Raw genomic sequence first — 17,408 nt, 5'->3', positions numbered from 1 at the left:
AGAATGCAGGATCTATCTTTACTACAGAAAACATTTGAAAGCTTTAATAAAGCAACCGCTGAACTGGAACGAGCTTATGCGCGTCTGGAAGAAAGATTCGCGTCTCTCAATCAGGAGCTTGAAGATAAGAATGCCGAGCTTTTGAAAACGATCGAGGAAAAAGAACAAACGAAGAATTATTTACAGAATATTCTGGAAAGTCTGATCAACGGCGTAATCGTGACCGACCTGGAAGGGCGGATTCAGACGCTTAATTCATGTGCCGAAGCTTTTACGGATGTCCGGCAGTCGGATGTAAGCGGGCGGCATATCAGTATTTTATTTGAATCGATGCCTGTCAGCGACTGGCAGACGATCAATTTGTCTGAATATTTCAAGGGAGAATCAGGTCATAAAGTCAAAATAAACGGGCGAACGCTCGAAATCTTCTGTTCTCCTTTTAAATCGCCTGCAGGCTCGGTAATCGGCAATGTCTTTATTCTGCGTGATATGACGCGAATTGAAAAACTTGAAGAGATGGCGAAACGAACCGAAAAATTCGCCGCCATGGGTGAAATGGCCGCAAACATTGCTCATGAAGTGCGCAACCCTCTGGGCAGCATCGAATTATTTGCTTCTTTACTTTTAAAGAATCTGGCGGAAGCGAAAGACCGGGAACGCGTTTTGCAGATCATTTCCTCTGTGAAGAATGTAGATAATAAAATATCCAATCTTCTTTTATTTACCCGCAGACCCTCGCCGCAAATGAAAGTAATCCGGTTGCATCAAATCCTGAAAGACGTTATTGATTTTTCCGAACAGATCATCGAACAGGCGGGTGTTGAGGTTTTAGTTCATCTGGCGGAGGACGATATCCTGATTTTTGCCGATGCCGAAATGATCAAACAAGTATTCCTCAACATCATTCTTAACGCGCAGCAGGCTATGCCGGATGGCGGGAAATTGATTATTGTGACAAAACTTGCTCCCAAGAGTTTTCTCGAAACCAGCGAGAAAATTGTCGAGATTATTTTTCAAGATGCCGGACCAGGAATCCCCGCTAGCGACATTACCAGAATATTTGATCCTTTCTTCAGCACAAAAGAAGGCGGTTCAGGCCTGGGACTGGCTATTGTTCACAACATTATCAGTGAGCACAATGGTTCGATATTCGTAGAGAATGCGGCCGAAGGTGGTATGATCGTTAATGTCAGTTTACCTGCCGTGCAGGATGCTGAAACAGCAATGGAGAATGTCTAAATGCCAAATGCGGAAAGATTGTTGATTGTCGATGATGATTCATCCATGAGAATGGCACTCTATGAGTCTTTGAGCAGTTGCGGTTATGAAGTGGAAACTGCCGAAAATGGCGCGGACGCCCTGGTCAAATTCAAGAACGGCCGGTTTGCCGGTGTCGTCACAGACATGCGCATGCCTAAAATGAGCGGTATGGATGTGCTGAGAGGAGTCAAAAGGATATCACCGGAGACACCCGTAATCCTGATTACGGCATATGGGACGGTCAATACAGCTGTCGAGGCAATGAAAGAGGGCGCTTCCGAGTTTATCATGAAGCCTTTTTCACTTGATGATCTGGAGTTTGCCGTCAAAAACGTGCTGGCGGCCAATGTTCAATTAAAATCGGATAAAAATGAAGAAGAAACAGAGGGGAACATTTATCCCCATAAGGAAATTATCACGCAGGATACAAAAATTCTGGGACTTTTGGATATGCTCAAAAGTATTGCTAAAAGTAAATCCAGTGTCCTCATCCAGGGGGAAAGCGGTACGGGGAAGGAACTATTTGCTCGCTTTGTCTATCGTCACAGCAATCGCCGGCAGATGCCTTTTGTTGCCGTAAATTGTGCAGCCATCCCCGCCCAGCTTCTGGAAAGCGAGATGTTTGGTTATGAAAAAGGAGCGTTTACCGGCGCAACAGTAAAAAAAATCGGCAAATTTGAACTGGCCGACGGCGGGACGCTTCTGTTGGATGAAATATCGGAAATGGATATTCAGCTACAGGCAAAACTGCTCAGAGTTATTCAAGAATCGGAAGTTGACCGGCTGGGCGGCAAAATGCCGGTAGCGGTTGATGTGCGGATCATTGCCACTACCAATGCCGATCTGCAAAACCGTATTCTGCAGAAGACGTTTCGCAGTGACCTGTATTATCGATTAAACGTGATTCCGGTGATTGTGCCGCCGCTCAGAGAAAGAAACGGCGACATTATTATCCTTGCGGAACATTTCATAAAAAAATACAGTGAAGTCAATGAAAAGAAAGAACCGATCTTGACCGCTGAGGCCAAATCATCGCTTATGGCTTATTCCTGGCCGGGCAATGTCCGGGAACTGGAAAATGTTATCGAGAGGGCCGTCTTAATTTGTCAAAACGATCAGATCATGCCGTCCAATCTGTTTTTAGAAAAAGATGGAGGGACGACAAATCGACAAGCGATACCGCAAGAGCATGAAGAGAAGCTTAGTCAGAATATTGACGATGATAAAAGCAGTACTTTGTATGAAATGGAAAAAAACATGATATTTGACACATTAAATAAAGTAAACTGGAATAAAACAAAAGCGTCAAAAATATTGGGCATTAGTGTCCGTACGATGCGCAATAAATTAAATGAATATGGAATAAAAGATGTTAACACTGATGACTGATCAGTCTGGTATGCGATTTGCTTATTAAATAGCTGGAAGGATTAGGACATGGAGCCATTATTCGGAAAAACCTTTAATATGCTGGGTACCCTGTTGGGTTACCGTTCGGATCGCAATAAGCACATTGCTTCTAATATCGCAAACTTGGATACTCCGGATTACAAGCCGACCGACCTGGTTTTTAAAGAAGACCTTAAAAATGCCATGGATGTCAGGATCAAACTGAATCAAACCCATGAGAAACATTTTCCTAACACCCGGGACGAAATTTCCAAAAATGATTTCAAACAGGTAACTTCTGACGATAAGGTTGATCTTGATCACGAGATGGCCAACCTTGCAGAAAATAATTTAATGTACAATTTTACTGCAGAACTTCTGGCGCGTAAATTCAGAGGCATTAAAAACGTGTTGACGGAGGCGAAGTAAATGGAAGATTTTACAGCATTTAAAATTGCAGGCAGTGGACTTTCCGCGCAGCGGAAAAAAATGGATGTGGTATCCAGCAACATTGCTAACGTGATGAGCACCAGTACGCCGGAAGGCGGCCCTTATAAAAGAAAGATTATGTCGTTTGCTGCAGATCCGTTGGAAAAAGACTTTGATTCGAATTTAAAAAAAGCTCTAAACGCAGTAAAAGTGGATAAGATTACAGAAGACAGGGAAGGATTAAAAACCATTTATGACCCCGCGCATCCCGATGCGAATAAAGATGGTTTTGTGACGCTGCCCAATGTCAGTCTGATGGTGGAAATGACGGAAATGATCACCGCCGCCCGCGCTTATGAAGCCAATGCGACGGTTATTGACGCAACAAAGAACATGGCGATGAAAGCCATGGATATCGGTAAATAATATTAAGTATTGGATGGAGTCAAAGTTATGACAGAAGATATGTTTATTCGCAGCAGCGTCGACCCGCTCAGACCGCTTGGAGGCATTGAACCGAAAAAAGCCGAAAGCGACAAATCGACGGAAGGCACGTCATTCGGTGCGGTCCTGAAAGATGCCATTCAGGATATCAATAACCTGCAAAATGATGCGGATAAAGCCATTGCCAACGTGCAACTGGAGGATGCAGGGTCCATACATGACGCAATGATCGCGTTGGAAAAAGCCGGAATTTCTTTCCAGGTCATGATGCAGGTTCGCAACAAGATTCTTGACGCCTATCAGGAAGTCATGCGGATGCAGGTTTAAGTTACCCTTTTAATTAACGGGATGACATTATGGATTCAATTTTTCAATCATTATCAAAGTTCTGGAGCGGTTTCGACGCGTTAAGCTCGGGTAAAAAAATATCCATTATCATGGTTTTGCTGGTTACGGCAGCCAGCATTGTATTACTGGTTTATCTGACGACGCAGATAGAATACCGAGTGCTCTTTTCAAATCTGTCCAGCGAAGACGCCGGACATATCGTCAGCAAGCTGAGCGAAAAGAAAATTCCCTATAAAGTATCTTCATCGGGCGGCGCTATTTCAGTGCCGGCAGAAAAAGTGTCGGAATTGCGTCTGGAGCTTGCTGCTGCGGGACTGCCGCAGGGTGGCGGCGTCGGCTTTGAAATATTCGACAATAAAACACTGGGGGCGACGGAATTCGAACAACAGCTCAATTACCGTCGCGCCTTGCAGGGCGAGTTATCCCGGACAATTAACGGGCTGGATGAAATTCAATCCAGTCGTGTGCATATTGCTCTTCCCAAAGATTCTATTTTTACAGAACAACAAAAAAAACCGACCGCCTCGGTCACGTTACGGCTGAAATCGGGCAAAGGCCTTCGCCCGGCGCAAATTGACGGCATTGTTCACCTGGTGGCCAGTTCTATCGAAGGGATGAATCCGGAAGACGTGATGGTCGTTGATTCGCGTGGTGCCATCCTTTCCGTTAAACAAAACGACAACAAACTTTCCAAACTGACTGCACAGCAAAGCGATTATCAGCGGAATATGGAAAAAGACTTGGCGGCGCGCATCCAAAGCATGCTGGAAAATGTTGTAGGACAGGGAAAAGCCGCTGTCCGGGTGACGGCAGAGCTCGATTTTCGCATTATGGAGAAAACGGAGGAAAGCTATAACCCCGAAGCGCAGGTTGTTCGCAGCACCCAAAGGAACTCGGAAAAGGAAAACGCAGTGACAACTGCGGGAGCTGTTTCCGATAATCCGAAAAAGGAAAAACTCGACGAAATCATCAATTATGAAATCAATAAAGTTGTCAGCAAAACAGTAATGCCGGTGGGCGAAACCAAAAAGCTTTCGATCGCCGTTCTGGTGGACGGTAAATACAAGAAAAATGAAAAAAATGAAGAGGTTTATCAGGCGCTCACCAAAAATGAAATTGAATCTTTGGAAGACCTTGTGCGCAAGTCAGCCGGTATTAACACACAACGCGGAGATCAGGTCGTTGTGACCAATATGCCTTTCAGGAGAGTCGAAGCTGAAGAATCGGAATCTGCCACATTAAAGGAAAATATTGAAACTTTCTCTCCGGTCTTGAAATATATCGGTATTTTTGGACTGATAGCTTTCATTGTCTTGTTTGTTCTTCGTCCGTTACTCAAGAGTGTGATGAGCGGTGCTCCGGTCCGCCCCATGGCCCAAGCGCCTCTTCCGGCCGGAGGAGCGGCGGCTGAATATGCGCGCCAGGCGGCAGAGATTATGCACCCAACCGGGAGTGACCAGATCATGACGGAAGCCGAAATGACCAAAGAAATGGCGCGGGCCGATGCCAAACAATTTGCAGACATTCTGCGAAACTGGATAAAATAATTCTACGGACGACGTAATCACAATTTATTGAGGAAAAAATGACAGGAGAAGAAAAAGCAGCCATATTGCTTTTATCCTTGGATGAAGATCTGGCGGCCAGTGTGATGAAAAATTTACGGCCGTCCGAAATTCGCCGTTTAGGCAAGCAAATGGGAAGAGTATCCAACATTCCAGCGGAAACCGTTAGTGCGGTTGCAAAGGAATTCTGCACCATGGCCAAGGAACAAGGCGGAATGATCAGCGTCCGCGACGGTGCATCGAAAAATCTGATGATCAAAGCATTGGGTGAAAAAGACGCACAGACCATTATCGGCGAGGTCGACAGTTCTTCTTTTGATAATCCAATTATTGAAAAGCTTCATGAGATTGATCCCAAGGTCATGGCGGAATTTACCCGGACGGAACATCCCCAAACCATCGCGCTAATTTTAGTGCATTTAAAGCCGGAAAAGGCTGCGGAAGTTCTGGAACATTTTTCACCGGCTATTCAGTATGAAATTACCAAACGTATGGCGACCCTCAAGAGTGTTCCCCGCGAGTTTATCGACGAAGTAGCCAAAACGCTGGAAAAAGAACTGATCATCGGAAATTCATCGGATATGCAAATGGGCGGCGTGCAGGTCATTGCCGATATATTAAACCGGATGAACCGTTCGACGGAAAATGCCATTATGACATCTCTGGAGGATTCCGATCCGGAATTGGCCTCGCAAATCCGTAACTTCATGTTCAGCTTTGAAGATGTTTTGAAACTCGACGACAAATCATTACAGGAATTGATGAAAGATGTCAGTGCCGAAGACCTGTCCCGCGCACTGAAAATGGTTGATGAAGGTCAGCGCGAAAAGATATTCAAAAACATGTCCAAACGCGGAGCCGAAATGCTTCGTGAAGAGATTTCGCTCATGCCCCCGATCCGGATTTCGGAAGTTGAAACCAGTCAGCGGAAAATTGTCGAAACAACGAAAAAACTAGAATCGGAAGGCAGGATTGTCATTCTGCGTGGTGATGAAAAGGATGGATTCGTATAAGCGGAACGTGATCAAGGCTGATGAAATCGTCAATTCCGGCAAAGCTGTTCCTCTTTCCGGTGCTGTGAAAAATACTTCAGCAACCGGCAATCAAAAAGGGAAACCCCCTGCAGGTTCAGGACTGCATAAAGAGCAGGCGCCTGAGGAAAAGATGGTTCAGGTCACGGAAAGCCATATCAAGAAGCTCCAGCAGGATGCGTATGGAAAAGGATATGCGGAAGGTTTAAAATCTCAGGATAAAAATGTTGCGGCGAAGTTGGACGTTCTGACGACGGCAACGAAGACAATTCCGCAAATCAAAAAAGATATCCTGCAAAAAGGCGAAGAGCAAATGGTCAAACTGGCCATAGCCATTGCCGAAAAAATCCTTCAACAGGAAGTCTCGACTCGCAAGGAAATCATTCTGGAAGTTCTGAAGGGGGCGCTGAAAAATATTGCGGAGACGGATGGTATGAAAATCCACCTCAACCCGCAGGATTTCCGTTATATGATGGAAGTGAAAAAAGATTTTCTTCAGTCCTTCGAAGGGATTCGCAATATGGTATTTGAAGAAGATTCCTCCGTCAAAAGAGGCGGCGCTGTTGTGGAAACCATGTTTGGCGAAGTTGATGCACGTCTGGAAAATCAACTGAAGGAAATCAAGACAGCCTTGCTGCACATAAAATAATCGTTTCAGGTAAAAAATGATGAACGAACCGGTCATCGATCTCTCCAGGTATGAAAATATTTTAAACAGGATAAATCCGATTCGGGTAAACGGCAAGGTGAGTGAAATCATCGGTTTGATGGTGCAGGGCAATGGACCTGCCGCATCCATTGGTGAAGTCTGCGGTATCATACCGTTAAACAGTGACAAACCGGTTGAAGCTGAAGTTGTCGGTTTTAAAAACGGCCGGGTGCTTTTAATGCCGCTGGAAAGTATTCAGGGCCTGGGGCCCGGATGTAAAATCCTGTCCATGAGCCACAAGGCCGGCATCGGTGTGGGAAAGGGACTCTTGGGCCGGGTGATTAACGGGCTGGGAAATCCCATCGACAACAAAGGGCCCATCCATTTCGAAGACGAATACCCTATCTACGCGGAACCCATCAACCCCCTGGATCGGGGACGGATAAAAGACCCCATGGATTTGGGAATCAGGGCGTTAAACGGCCTCTTCACCTGCGGGAAGGGACAGAGAATGGGGATATTCGCCGGATCGGGTGTTGGCAAGAGCGTTCTGATGGGTATGATCGCGCGCAATACCAAAGCCGACGTCAATGTCATCGGCTTGATTGGAGAGCGGGGCAGGGAAGTTCGGGAGTTTCTGGAAAAAAATCTGGGCGAGGAAGGTCTGGCACGGTCCGTTGTTGTCGTCGCGGCATCGGATATGCATCCCCTTATTCGTATGAGAGCAGCGTATGTGGCCACGGCAGTTTCGGAATATTTCCGCGATCAGGGGAACGATGTCCTCTTGATGGTCGATTCGCTGACCCGTTTTGCCATGGCGCAAAGAGAAGTCGGTCTTTCCGTGGGCGAACCCCCGACAACAAAAGGTTATACGCCCTCCGTCTTCAGCCTGTTGCCGAAACTTCTGGAGAGATCCGGCATCGTTGAAGGGGTAGGCAGCATCACCGGTCTCTACACTATTTTAGTCGAGGGCGATGATTTCAATGAGCCGATATCGGATGCGGCGCGTTCCATTCTTGACGGTCATATATCGCTTTCGCGCGCTCTGGCCAATAAGAACCATTATCCGGCAATTGATGTCCTGCAAAGCATCAGCCGCGTCATGATTGATATTGTGGATGCCGACCAGAAAACAAAAGCCAACGATCTGATGAATATCATTGCCACGCATAAAAAGGCGGAAGACATCATCAACATCGGCGCTTATGTCAGCGGATCAAATCCGGGCATCGATTACGCCATCCGGATGGTGGAAAAAGTCAATGCATATTTACGTCAGAATATTGATGAGAAGATTGATTTTGTGCAGGCGAAAAAGCAGTTGCTGGAGTTGTTTAAAGAATAAAGAATATGTTTAAATTTAAACTGCAGTCTGTTCTTGAATACCGGCTGAATATAGAGGAAAAAATCCTCAATGAGTTTTCAGACCTGAAGCGTTACCTGGCGGAGCAGGAGGCGGCATTAAAAGCATTGATCGTTGAACGAAATGAATTAATGAACGATTTACGAAGCATGCAGAATGCGATGATCCGGGTTGAAGATATTACGGCGCTGGTCACTTATATTGAGAATATCCGGTTAAAAGAAAAAGAAAGAAAAAATATTATTCATCAGGCCGAAGAAAAAGTGGAGAAGAAAAGACAGGAATTAATGGAAGCGGTAAAAAACAGAAAGGTCATGGAAAACTTGAAAGACAAGCATGCCGAAGAATATCGAAAAAATCTTAACGAATTGGAACAAAAAATATCGGACGAAATGTCCGTGCTGAAATTTGGCAGGAGAGATACATGAAAAAGATCATAATTGTTGCTCAGATATTTATTGCGGTTTTGATTCTCATCAAGGTGGTATCGTATTTTGGTGTTTTGCAAATGTTCAATATATCAACGGATACCACCATGACAAGTTCGGCGCTGGCACAATCCAAAACGGCTTCGGAAAAGGGCTCATCCAATCCTTCGGTGAATAAGAAAGCAGCAACCGTATTGACTAATCCACCGGTGGTAAAAGATGCCATGGAAGACATCTTGTTTCAGCAAAGAGATTTAGCCCAGGCGCTGGCCGCAAAAAAGAGTGAACTCGATAACAGGGAAAACGCTTTACGGGCAGATGAACAAAGATTGATTGCGATGCGCAAGGATATCACGGAAAAAATGGCCATCCTGAAAGCTCAGGAGGAAAAACTTGCGACTCAGCTGGACTCTGCCCGGGAAGAAGATGTCAAACGATACAAGGAAATGGCCAAAGTTTATGATGCTACACCGCCGGCCAAAGCAGGCCCCATGATGGAGAAACTCGATACAAAAACAGCCGCGGGAATCACGATGAATATGAAAAAAGACAAGGCCGGAGCGCTATGGGCTTATATCAGTCCGCAAAAGGCTGTGGAAATTACGAAAGAAATCACACGCAGCGGCGGGTTGTAAAAAAGAAGGTTCACCACCTGACGGTGGTATGCGGCAGAGGCCAGGCACTATAGGTTGCTTGGCCTTTTTTTATGGAATTTCGTAGAAATCCATAATTTCTTTTAACCGTTGAACCCTGAACCGTGAACCGTGAACCGCATGCCACCTTCAGGTGTTGAACCTTCTTCCCCTACATTCTTTGCCCTGTGCAATAGGAACATTTTTCCCGATCAACAGCCAAATCTAAAAACATAAATTTATAACTACTTGTAAATATAAGCAAAAAATGGAGTCCATGCGCTGGCATATCTCTTGCTCTCATGAGTATAAAAATAGACGTGAGGACAGTATGGATATTTCTGTTGGAACAACTGCTGACGTGAAACCGGAAATTAATATTGGCAAGCTGCTGCAAATGGTCAAGAAAGCCGGTTTGGATAAGTCGGCGGCCAAAGAGGATAAAGCAGATGCCTTAGGTAATAGCGCTGAAGACGGGAACGTTTTTTTGCAGGTTCTGCAGCAGAAATTGGCTGCCCTGATGCAACCGGACAGCCAGGGAAGCCAAACGGAGTTAATGGCAAATCAGGAGCTGTCCGCAGCATTGGAAAAACTACTGAAGGAGGATGAGGCATCTTCAGGTGAAATTATATCGGGTTTGGCCTTATTGGCTAATTTCGGGAAAATGGAAGAACCTGTTGCAGCCGAAAATGATATTTCTGAAGAATCAATTACTGCGTGGCTTGCGGCAGGAGGAATAACCGGTATTTTAAAAGAAGAGATTGACGGCAATCCGGATCAGACAACACTGGCTATGGTTGAAAACGAAAAAGGAATTCTAATCTCAAAAGCAGCAGCATTGACTGCTGACGCGAAAACAATACAGCCGGATATGACCGGTGAATTGAAGACGAAGAGTAAGTCAGACGAGACTCCGCTCCAGGGTCAATCGGTTTCATTGAAAGAAATACAGACAGGCGCAATGTCTGTTCATGAAACAGCAGAAGAGAGTGTATCGGTCGAAAGACCGGATAAAGCACCCATACCAAAAGTCATCCAGGAAAATTCATTACCTCAAACCAATAGCGACGCCGGTCGTCAACTGTTACGGGAAGACCAGCCAGGCAAAACATTCGATACGGATAAGCGCGAAAATAATCAAAATGAGTATGCGGATGTGCATAAAAAGGCGGTTAGCGAAAAAAACGATAAAACAATAAAATTTAAAAATCCGGAAGAAATAATATCTGCAGCGGGAAAGGCGCCCGGAGAGAATGAGAGCGCTAAAGTAAACCCCGGTGCTGCAGCGGTTCAGGAAAATAAAAACCTTCTGAACATTTCTGATAACATGAAAACAGAAGAGGAGAATCCGATCCCTCAAAATATTCAAAATCAGACAGGAGAGGATGTCAGGAAAAAACTCTCCATTCGAGCGGAAGCCTCTCTTGCCGAAAAACAGGCATCCGCAGTCGTTAATGAAACGCAAAAAAATACCGGTAAAGTAACTGCTGCAATGCCTGAATCCACCGGTGTAATCGATAAATTTAAAACGGAGTTTAGAAGCAAAACGGCTTCAACCGAAAAAAATATCGACATGAGTTCTCTAAACTCATTGAATTTGTCCGGCGTCAGTGCGGAGAAAACTGCGACGAGTGATATTTCACCCGCTCAGATTATTAATCGTGTGGCGGCTGCGTTTAATGAAAGTCTGGCCAGTGAGGGGGGCCGGATAAAAATCACCCTGGCTCCTCCTTCTCTCGGAACCCTGGAGATGGATGTTATGGTTCGAAACGGCGCAGTCAAGGTTATGTTGACTGCTGACAATCAGGATGTCCAGAAAATACTTTCCGGAAATCTCGATTCACTGAAAGGGTCTTTGCAAAGTCAGGGGCTGACCATAGAACGTTGTGATGTAATGATGCAGGATCGTCGCGAGCAGTATCAGCAAGGCTTCAATCAGCAGGCATTTCATCAGGAGCAGTCAACCAAACAGCATAATGAAGCAGGAGAAACATATAATCCAAATACCCGGACAGACCGGACAACCGTGACGCCCATTGCCACGCCGGTGAATCAGGCCACATGGCGTTCGGGAAACATCAGTATATTTGCTTAGGAAGGAGTAAGATAATGACCACAACCGTAACAAATGCAATAAACGCCGCAACGGCAACCGCAACCAGTGCGAAAAGCACGTCAAAAAATACACTGGGCAAGGATTCATTCATGAAAATGATGATTGCCCAGCTGCAAAATCAGGATCCTCTCAATCCCATGGATGGTACGGCCTTTGTGGCTCAACTCGCGCAATTTTCTTCTCTGGAGCAGCTGCAGAATCTCAATGATGTCATGAGTACTTTGCCGACCTACCTCGGCAGTTTCAGCAATGCACAAATGGCCAATCTCATCGGCAGTGAAGCGACGGCTGCTGGAAACGTCATTACGGTCAGCGGTTCTTCGACAAAAATAACTTACCAGCTGCCTTCCGATATTCAAAGCGGCACCGTCAAGATATACAACAGCAATGGCGCATTGGTGGATTCCGTGAAGATAGGTTCACAAAAAACAGGGCTCCAAAGCACAATCTGGAATTCCGGCAGCCAGAGCCCGGGAAATTATACGTATGAAGTCAGTGCCGTAGATCGCAGCGGCGCCGAGGTGACGGTCAATAAAATGATTTCCGGCCAGATAACGGGAGTCTCTTTTAAAGACGGGAAATCCTACTTGACGATCAACGGACAGCAAGTGGCATTTTCGGATGTTGCAACGATTAATAAAACAACAATTTAATATTCAGGATAGAGGAGGAAGATATTATGGGTAGCGCGCTATGGGCGGGAATTTCAGGTTTGAACGCCAGTTCCAAGGAACTGGATGTCATTGCCAACAATCTGGCCAATGTAAACACGGTTGGTTTTAAATCCGGCACGACGTATTTCGCCGATGTTTTAAGTCAGAGTATTTCCGGAGGCGCCGGCGGAAGCATGCAGGTTGGACGCGGTGTTGCCGTTACGGAAGTTCAGACACAGTTTGGTTCCGGGTCATTCGAGTCCACAGGAAACGCCACCGACGTGGCGATTGACGGAGACGGTTTCTTCATGGTTAATGATGATGAAGGCGCGACCTATTACACGCGCGCCGGTGCGTTTCACCTGAATTCCTCCAACATGCTGGTGGACGTCAATAATTATAAAGTTCAGGGGAAAATTATAACCAACGGTGTACCCGGCGCACTCGGAGATATCAATCTGCTGGGTGCACAATCCGAACCCACTGCAACCGCAACCATCTCACTGGGAGCCAATTTAAATGCGGCGACAGCCAGAAATGGTCAATATAATACAACGCAAACGGTTTACGATTCACTGGGCGCCAGCCATACTTTAAATACAACTTTTACCCGAACAGGATACACATCGACGGTTGGTGGGTATTGGGGACTTGAAGCTTCGCTTGACGGAAATGGAGCGGTCCTGGATATTGCACAGGGATTAATCTTTGATAGCAATGGAAAATTGTATGCGACATACACGGGAACGCTGCCTGCAGCACCCACAGGAACCGCAGCCTTGGTTAGCGAGGTTGGCACAAACTACAGTCTTGACCGTCCGGGAATGGTCCATCATTCGGCAAGCGTAGTTGTGTCACGTGCAGCTACTGCCGGTTCTGCCTGGACTCTAGGAGCACTTACCGATTATCCCTATGCGACGATAACTTCATCAATAACAGGAGGTGAGCAGACAGTTAAGATTAGCTTGGACGGATCGGATAATGCAGACATTACTTTTTCTGGTACGTCAGCCACTTTTGATTCTAATCCCGGTTCACTGACTTTTGCAATCGTTAATACGCAATCGGTAGGAAAACGCGATATTACGATTGACTTATCCGCTATTGCACTTGACGGTAATGCGACAATTGGTGTGAACGGCGACGTGAATTGGGATATGCTCGGTGATGACGCTCTGGAAATTACGCAGTATTCCTCGGCATCAGTTATCCGTGCCGTCACGGCCGATGGTTATGCTTCCGGTCAGTTAAAGACATTGTCTATCGGTCAGGACGGCATCATCAGCGCTTTTTTCACCAATGGGCAGACAACTGAACTCGCTCAGCTGGTCTTATCTAAATTTACCAATCCGTGGGGCTTGAATAAATTGGGATCGAATCTGTTTGGTGAAACCGTTACCTCCGGTTCCCCCATTCAAAATACGCCGGGTACATCCGGAATGGGAGCCCTTACACCCAACACACTGGAAATGTCCAATACGGATATCGCCACAGAATTCATTAAAATGATTACGTCACAAAAAGCTTATCAAGCCAGCGCACGCGTGGTGACCACTCAGGATACCATTATGCAGGAGTTGATGAATCTGAAAAGATAGTAACCCGTAATATGCAATGAGCGGGGCATGTTCTGAGGAACGTGCCCCGCTCATTTTATTTGCCTTCGTCAAATATTTGACTTTCTGTCAAAAAAAATTAATTCGGAAGTCCAATTTCATATTTACCTTCATTGTAAGTCTCTGTATTATAACATAAACAGCTAATAGGCGTAAGGGCGCTAGAGATGGTATGCTCTTTGCTAATTAACCGGTTACGTAAAAATCTAATTTAATGGAGAGAGGTATGGCTGCTGCGGAAAAGACGAAAAAAAATGTCACAGATGAAGAAGAAAATGATGAAAATTCGGAATCGCAACCTGAGCAAAAAGGATCGAAGTTAAAACTGATCATCATTATCGCAGTTGTAGTTGTTTTATTGGCCGGCGGCGGCGGTGCGGCCTATTTCTTTTTCTTCAAAGCCAAGGCGGTGACGGGCGAAAAAAAAACCGTCGCCCAGGAAAAACCTCAAGTCAGCGTCTTCTGGCCGATGGATCCCTTTATCGTTAATTTAATCGATAATGAAGGGGAACGATATTTGAAGGTGGTCATGCAGTTGGAGTTATCGGATAAAATAATGCTCGAAGAAATGAAACTCCTGACGCCTAAACTGAGGGACACCATTCTGGATTTATTATCTTCGAAAACTTACAAGGAAATGATTGATCCATATGGCAAGCAGCGTCTGCGCGATGAAATAGCCATGCGGATGAACATGAATGTCAAAAACGGTAAAGTGCTTAAAGTATATTTTACGGAATTTGTCATTCAGTAAGTCAGATGATTCCAGCGTCATACCGGTTTCATCTGGACTTAATGACAGCAATGAAGATGAGGTTTCATGACTAACATCCTTTCGCAAGAAGAAGTTGATGCCCTGCTTCGAGGGATTTCCGGCGGTGAAATCGAGACGGAAGCGGAGCAGTATCACGAGCCTGGCGGGATTATTCCCTACGATCTGACCAGTCAGGACAGAATTATCCGGGGTCGCATGCCGACTTTGGAAATGACCAATGAAAAGTATGCCCGGACTTTCCGGGCCACTTTATCTTCCATTTTGCGCAAGGTTATTTCAGTTACAGCCGTTTCAGCTGATATGATAAAATTCGGTGAATTTTTGAAGACGCTGCCTGTGCCCACCAGCCTCCATCTTTTCCGAATGGACCCCATGAGGGGCAATGCGATTTTTGTCGTGGAGTCTAAAATAATATTCACGCTGGTGGATATTATTTTCGGCGGCACCGGTACGGAATCTTTTAAGATTGAGGGGCGTGAATTCACGGCGATTGAAAATAATCTGATTAAAAAAATTGTGTTGAACGCACTTTCGGATCTTGAAAAATGCTGGAAACCATTGATTGATCTGAATATTACCTACCAACGGGCGGAGATTAATCCTCAGTTTGCCCAGATAGTTCCCCCCACCGATGTGGTGGTGGTGATGAATTTTGAACTGGAAGTGGAGTACACTTCGGGCGTCATATCCATCTGCATTCCTTATTCGATGCTTGAACCGATTAAGGAAAAGCTTTCAGCCGGTTTTCAAAGCGAACAACTGGAAGTGGACAAGACATGGTCCAACCGCTTTAAAGGCGGTCTGATGAAATCCTATGTTGATATCATGGTGGAGCTGGGACGTGTATCGATTCTGGGGAAGGATATTATCAACCTGAAGAAAGGTGATGTTATCCAACTGGATCATTATGCATCCGATCCACTGGATGTTTTTATTGAGGGAATTATCAAATACAAGGGGTTTCCGGGGATATTTAAAGGTAATCAAGCCGTGCAGGTTTCACAGGTCATTACGGGAAAAGAGGATGTAGAATATGGAACAGAATGAAATTGATGAATTGATGAAGGGCGTAGGTTCTGCAAAAGAACCGGCTCCGGCGGATGACAATATCAGCTGGGACGATGTCAAGGATGAGATGGAACAATCTGCTCACCCCGCCGGACCTAAAACAGAAATATCCAATGTCCATTTCGAAGAATTGCAGAGAACAAAGCCGGAAGGGAAGACCAATTTCAATCTGGACTTCATAATGGATATTCCGCTGACCCTGACTGCGGAGCTCGGAAGAAGCAAAATGCTCATCAGCGAGCTTCTTCAGCTCGGGCAGGGTTCTGTTCTGGAACTTTCCAAACTGGCTGGTGAACCGATGGATATTTATGTTAATCAGCGGTTGATTGCCCGTGGCGAAGTGGTTGTGGTGAATGAAAAATTCGGTGTGCGTCTGACGGATATTGTTTCTCCGGCTGAACGTGTCAATAAATTAGGATAAGAGAGTCTTCCATGGACAATATTTCACTTCTGTCTTCATTTCTGAAAATGATTTTTGCTCTGGCGATTGTCCTGGGGCTTCTAATCGGTGTCATGTATTTCATCAGAAATTTCATGCAGCGCCAGGCGCCGTCCGTCGACAATCAAGCTCTGATTAATGTCTTATCATCACGGTACCTGGGTCCTAAATCCAGCATTGTTCTGGTCGAAGTTTTGGACCAGATAATTGTTGTGGGGATTACCGGTCAGCAGATGACGCCCCTTGCCCGTATCGATGATCCGCTGGCCATCGCGAAAATCAAGTCGCAGCGAAGTCAACCGCCGGCCAGTCCTTTCAGCGGAGAAAAAATTGCAAGATTGCTCTCCATGGCCAATTTATCCGCCGGGAAAAAAACGGGTAAGTCCGCAAAATGAAAAAAACACTGCTGACTATAACGGGTTTAACATTGGGGCTGGTGATTTTTTCCATGCTTGTGCCGCTGCTTGCTTCCGCTGCTCAACCCTTTGCACTGCCTAATGTCAATTTAACATTAAACGGGGGAACAACCGAACCGGAGAAAGTACAATCACTGATTCAACTGGTGATTTTATTAACAATCCTGTCCCTGGCGCCGGCCATCCTGCTTTTGGTCACGTCTTTTACGCGGATCATCATTGTTTTATCGCTTATCCGGACGGCGTTGGGTACGCAACAGATGCCGCCCAATCAGGTCATCGTCGGTTTGTCGTTGTTTTTAACTTTCTTCATCATGTCTCCCGTAATCAATCGCGTCAACACCGAAGCGCTCAAACCATATTATGCGGATCAGATTTCCGGAGAAGTGGCGATGACCAGGGCTGTTGTTCCGGTCAAAGAATTTATGCTGAAACAGGTGCGGGAAAAAGATCTGGCGTTATTTATTAAAATTGCCAAGGAGCCGCGGCCTTCCAAACCTGAAGATGTAACGCTTACCACTTTGATCCCGGCATTTGTAATCAGCGAATTGAAAACGGCGTTTCAGATAGGCTTTATGATTTATTTGCCTTTTTTAATCCTGGATATGGTGGTGGCAAGCGTCTTGCTGTCCATGGGCATGATGATGCTGCCGCCCATTATGGTAAGTCTCCCGTTCAAGCTGCTGTTGTTCGTGCTGGTAGATGGCTGGCATTTGATTGTCGGCTCTTTGGTGCAAAGCTTTCATTAGGAGCCGTTAAGAAATAACGGTTCCATTTCCATCCATTT

At 45.7% G+C, this 17,408-nt stretch carries 19 protein-coding genes; all 19 read left to right on the top strand.

Features of this window, described 5'->3' with window-relative positions:
* Positions 1-3: 3 nt before the first annotated feature.
* On the top strand, positions 4-1,239 hold the full coding sequence (locus CVU71_03205) for a hypothetical protein (GenBank protein PKN20801.1): 1,236 nt from the start codon (positions 4-6) through the stop codon (positions 1,237-1,239).
* Positions 1,240-2,649: a sigma-54-dependent Fis family transcriptional regulator gene (locus CVU71_03200; protein PKN20800.1), complete on the top strand. Its 1,410-nt coding sequence runs from the start codon at positions 1,240-1,242 to the stop codon at positions 2,647-2,649. It abuts the gene before it with no gap.
* Between the two features lie 48 nt (positions 2,650-2,697).
* The gene (flgB, locus tag CVU71_03195) at positions 2,698-3,078 is read left to right on the top strand and encodes a flagellar basal body rod protein FlgB (protein PKN20799.1); all 381 of its coding nucleotides are present in this window, start codon (positions 2,698-2,700) and stop codon (positions 3,076-3,078) included.
* Entirely contained in the window at positions 3,079-3,504 is a 426-nt protein-coding gene (gene flgC / locus CVU71_03190; protein ID PKN20798.1) for a flagellar basal body rod protein FlgC, read from the top strand. It abuts the gene before it with no gap.
* A gap of 39 nt (positions 3,505-3,543) precedes the next feature.
* Positions 3,544-3,849: a flagellar hook-basal body complex protein FliE gene (locus CVU71_03185; protein PKN21050.1), complete on the top strand. Its 306-nt coding sequence runs from the start codon at positions 3,544-3,546 to the stop codon at positions 3,847-3,849.
* Positions 3,850-3,878: 29 nt separating this feature from the next.
* Positions 3,879-5,417 (top strand): flagellar M-ring protein FliF, encoded by a 1,539-nt coding sequence (gene fliF / locus CVU71_03180; GenBank protein PKN20797.1) that lies wholly within the window; start codon positions 3,879-3,881, stop codon positions 5,415-5,417.
* Positions 5,418-5,455: 38 nt separating this feature from the next.
* The gene (gene fliG, locus CVU71_03175; protein PKN20796.1) at positions 5,456-6,448 is read left to right on the top strand and encodes a flagellar motor switch protein FliG; all 993 of its coding nucleotides are present in this window, start codon (positions 5,456-5,458) and stop codon (positions 6,446-6,448) included.
* The gene (locus tag CVU71_03170) at positions 6,426-7,115 is read left to right on the top strand and encodes a hypothetical protein (GenBank protein ID PKN20795.1); all 690 of its coding nucleotides are present in this window, start codon (positions 6,426-6,428) and stop codon (positions 7,113-7,115) included. The genes fliG and CVU71_03170 overlap by 23 nt, the downstream gene beginning before the upstream one ends.
* Before the next feature lie 19 nt (positions 7,116-7,134).
* A complete protein-coding gene (gene fliI, locus CVU71_03165) occupies positions 7,135-8,460 on the top strand; it encodes a flagellar protein export ATPase FliI (protein PKN20794.1) in 1,326 nt (441 codons plus the stop codon).
* A gap of 5 nt (positions 8,461-8,465) precedes the next feature.
* Positions 8,466-8,906, top strand: coding sequence for a flagellar export protein FliJ (gene fliJ, locus CVU71_03160; protein PKN20793.1), 441 nt, complete (start codon positions 8,466-8,468; stop codon positions 8,904-8,906).
* Positions 8,903-9,541 carry a hypothetical protein gene (locus CVU71_03155; GenBank protein ID PKN20792.1) on the top strand — a complete coding sequence of 213 codons (639 nt, stop codon included), beginning with the start codon at positions 8,903-8,905 and terminating at the stop codon, positions 9,539-9,541. The genes fliJ and CVU71_03155 overlap by 4 nt, the downstream gene beginning before the upstream one ends.
* 265 nt (positions 9,542-9,806) lie before the next feature.
* Positions 9,807-11,633, top strand: a complete 1,827-nt coding sequence (locus CVU71_03150; protein ID PKN20791.1) for a hypothetical protein — start codon at positions 9,807-9,809, stop codon at positions 11,631-11,633.
* Positions 11,600-12,307, top strand: a complete 708-nt coding sequence (locus CVU71_03145; protein ID PKN20790.1) for a flagellar hook capping protein — start codon at positions 11,600-11,602, stop codon at positions 12,305-12,307. The genes CVU71_03150 and CVU71_03145 overlap by 34 nt, the downstream gene beginning before the upstream one ends.
* A 26-nt stretch (positions 12,308-12,333) precedes the next feature.
* Positions 12,334-13,905 carry a hypothetical protein gene (locus CVU71_03140; GenBank protein ID PKN20789.1) on the top strand — a complete coding sequence of 524 codons (1,572 nt, stop codon included), beginning with the start codon at positions 12,334-12,336 and terminating at the stop codon, positions 13,903-13,905.
* A gap of 232 nt (positions 13,906-14,137) precedes the next feature.
* The gene (locus tag CVU71_03135; GenBank protein ID PKN20788.1) at positions 14,138-14,677 is read left to right on the top strand and encodes a flagellar basal body protein FliL; all 540 of its coding nucleotides are present in this window, start codon (positions 14,138-14,140) and stop codon (positions 14,675-14,677) included.
* Positions 14,678-14,743: 66 nt separating this feature from the next.
* Positions 14,744-15,745, top strand: a complete 1,002-nt coding sequence (gene fliM / locus CVU71_03130) for a flagellar motor switch protein FliM (protein PKN20787.1) — start codon at positions 14,744-14,746, stop codon at positions 15,743-15,745.
* 13 nt (positions 15,746-15,758) lie between these two features.
* Positions 15,759-16,187: a flagellar motor switch protein FliN gene (gene fliN, locus CVU71_03125; protein PKN21049.1), complete on the top strand. Its 429-nt coding sequence runs from the start codon at positions 15,759-15,761 to the stop codon at positions 16,185-16,187.
* An 11-nt stretch (positions 16,188-16,198) separates the two neighbouring features.
* Positions 16,199-16,600: a flagellar biosynthetic protein FliO gene (gene fliO / locus CVU71_03120; protein ID PKN20786.1), complete on the top strand. Its 402-nt coding sequence runs from the start codon at positions 16,199-16,201 to the stop codon at positions 16,598-16,600.
* Positions 16,597-17,370: a flagellar biosynthetic protein FliP gene (gene fliP / locus CVU71_03115; protein ID PKN20785.1), complete on the top strand. Its 774-nt coding sequence runs from the start codon at positions 16,597-16,599 to the stop codon at positions 17,368-17,370. Before fliO ends, fliP begins: the two co-directional genes overlap by 4 nt.
* The last annotated feature ends 38 nt before the right edge of the window (positions 17,371-17,408 follow it).

The sequence above is a fragment of the Deltaproteobacteria bacterium HGW-Deltaproteobacteria-6 genome (genome assembly GCA_002840435.1).
GTDB lineage: Bacteria > Desulfobacterota > Syntrophia > Syntrophales > Smithellaceae > UBA8904.
Note: the sequence above shows the minus strand (reverse complement) of the source record. Positions and strands in the feature narration are given on the sequence as shown.

Coding starts and splice junctions, on each gene's coding strand:
- CVU71_03205 (PKN20801.1), top strand. CDS start 4: ATGCAGGATCTATCTTTACTACAGAAAACATTTGAAAGCTTTAATAAA.
- CVU71_03200 (PKN20800.1), top strand. CDS start 1,240: ATGCCAAATGCGGAAAGATTGTTGATTGTCGATGATGATTCATCCATG.
- flgB (PKN20799.1), top strand. CDS start 2,698: ATGGAGCCATTATTCGGAAAAACCTTTAATATGCTGGGTACCCTGTTG.
- flgC (PKN20798.1), top strand. CDS start 3,079: ATGGAAGATTTTACAGCATTTAAAATTGCAGGCAGTGGACTTTCCGCG.
- CVU71_03185 (PKN21050.1), top strand. CDS start 3,544: ATGTTTATTCGCAGCAGCGTCGACCCGCTCAGACCGCTTGGAGGCATT.
- fliF (PKN20797.1), top strand. CDS start 3,879: ATGGATTCAATTTTTCAATCATTATCAAAGTTCTGGAGCGGTTTCGAC.
- fliG (PKN20796.1), top strand. CDS start 5,456: ATGACAGGAGAAGAAAAAGCAGCCATATTGCTTTTATCCTTGGATGAA.
- CVU71_03170 (PKN20795.1), top strand. CDS start 6,426: ATGAAAAGGATGGATTCGTATAAGCGGAACGTGATCAAGGCTGATGAA.
- fliI (PKN20794.1), top strand. CDS start 7,135: ATGAACGAACCGGTCATCGATCTCTCCAGGTATGAAAATATTTTAAAC.
- fliJ (PKN20793.1), top strand. CDS start 8,466: ATGTTTAAATTTAAACTGCAGTCTGTTCTTGAATACCGGCTGAATATA.
- CVU71_03155 (PKN20792.1), top strand. CDS start 8,903: ATGAAAAAGATCATAATTGTTGCTCAGATATTTATTGCGGTTTTGATT.
- CVU71_03150 (PKN20791.1), top strand. CDS start 9,807: ATGGAGTCCATGCGCTGGCATATCTCTTGCTCTCATGAGTATAAAAAT.
- CVU71_03145 (PKN20790.1), top strand. CDS start 11,600: ATGGCGTTCGGGAAACATCAGTATATTTGCTTAGGAAGGAGTAAGATA.
- CVU71_03140 (PKN20789.1), top strand. CDS start 12,334: ATGGGTAGCGCGCTATGGGCGGGAATTTCAGGTTTGAACGCCAGTTCC.
- CVU71_03135 (PKN20788.1), top strand. CDS start 14,138: ATGGAGAGAGGTATGGCTGCTGCGGAAAAGACGAAAAAAAATGTCACA.
- fliM (PKN20787.1), top strand. CDS start 14,744: ATGACTAACATCCTTTCGCAAGAAGAAGTTGATGCCCTGCTTCGAGGG.
- fliN (PKN21049.1), top strand. CDS start 15,759: ATGAAGGGCGTAGGTTCTGCAAAAGAACCGGCTCCGGCGGATGACAAT.
- fliO (PKN20786.1), top strand. CDS start 16,199: ATGGACAATATTTCACTTCTGTCTTCATTTCTGAAAATGATTTTTGCT.
- fliP (PKN20785.1), top strand. CDS start 16,597: ATGAAAAAAACACTGCTGACTATAACGGGTTTAACATTGGGGCTGGTG.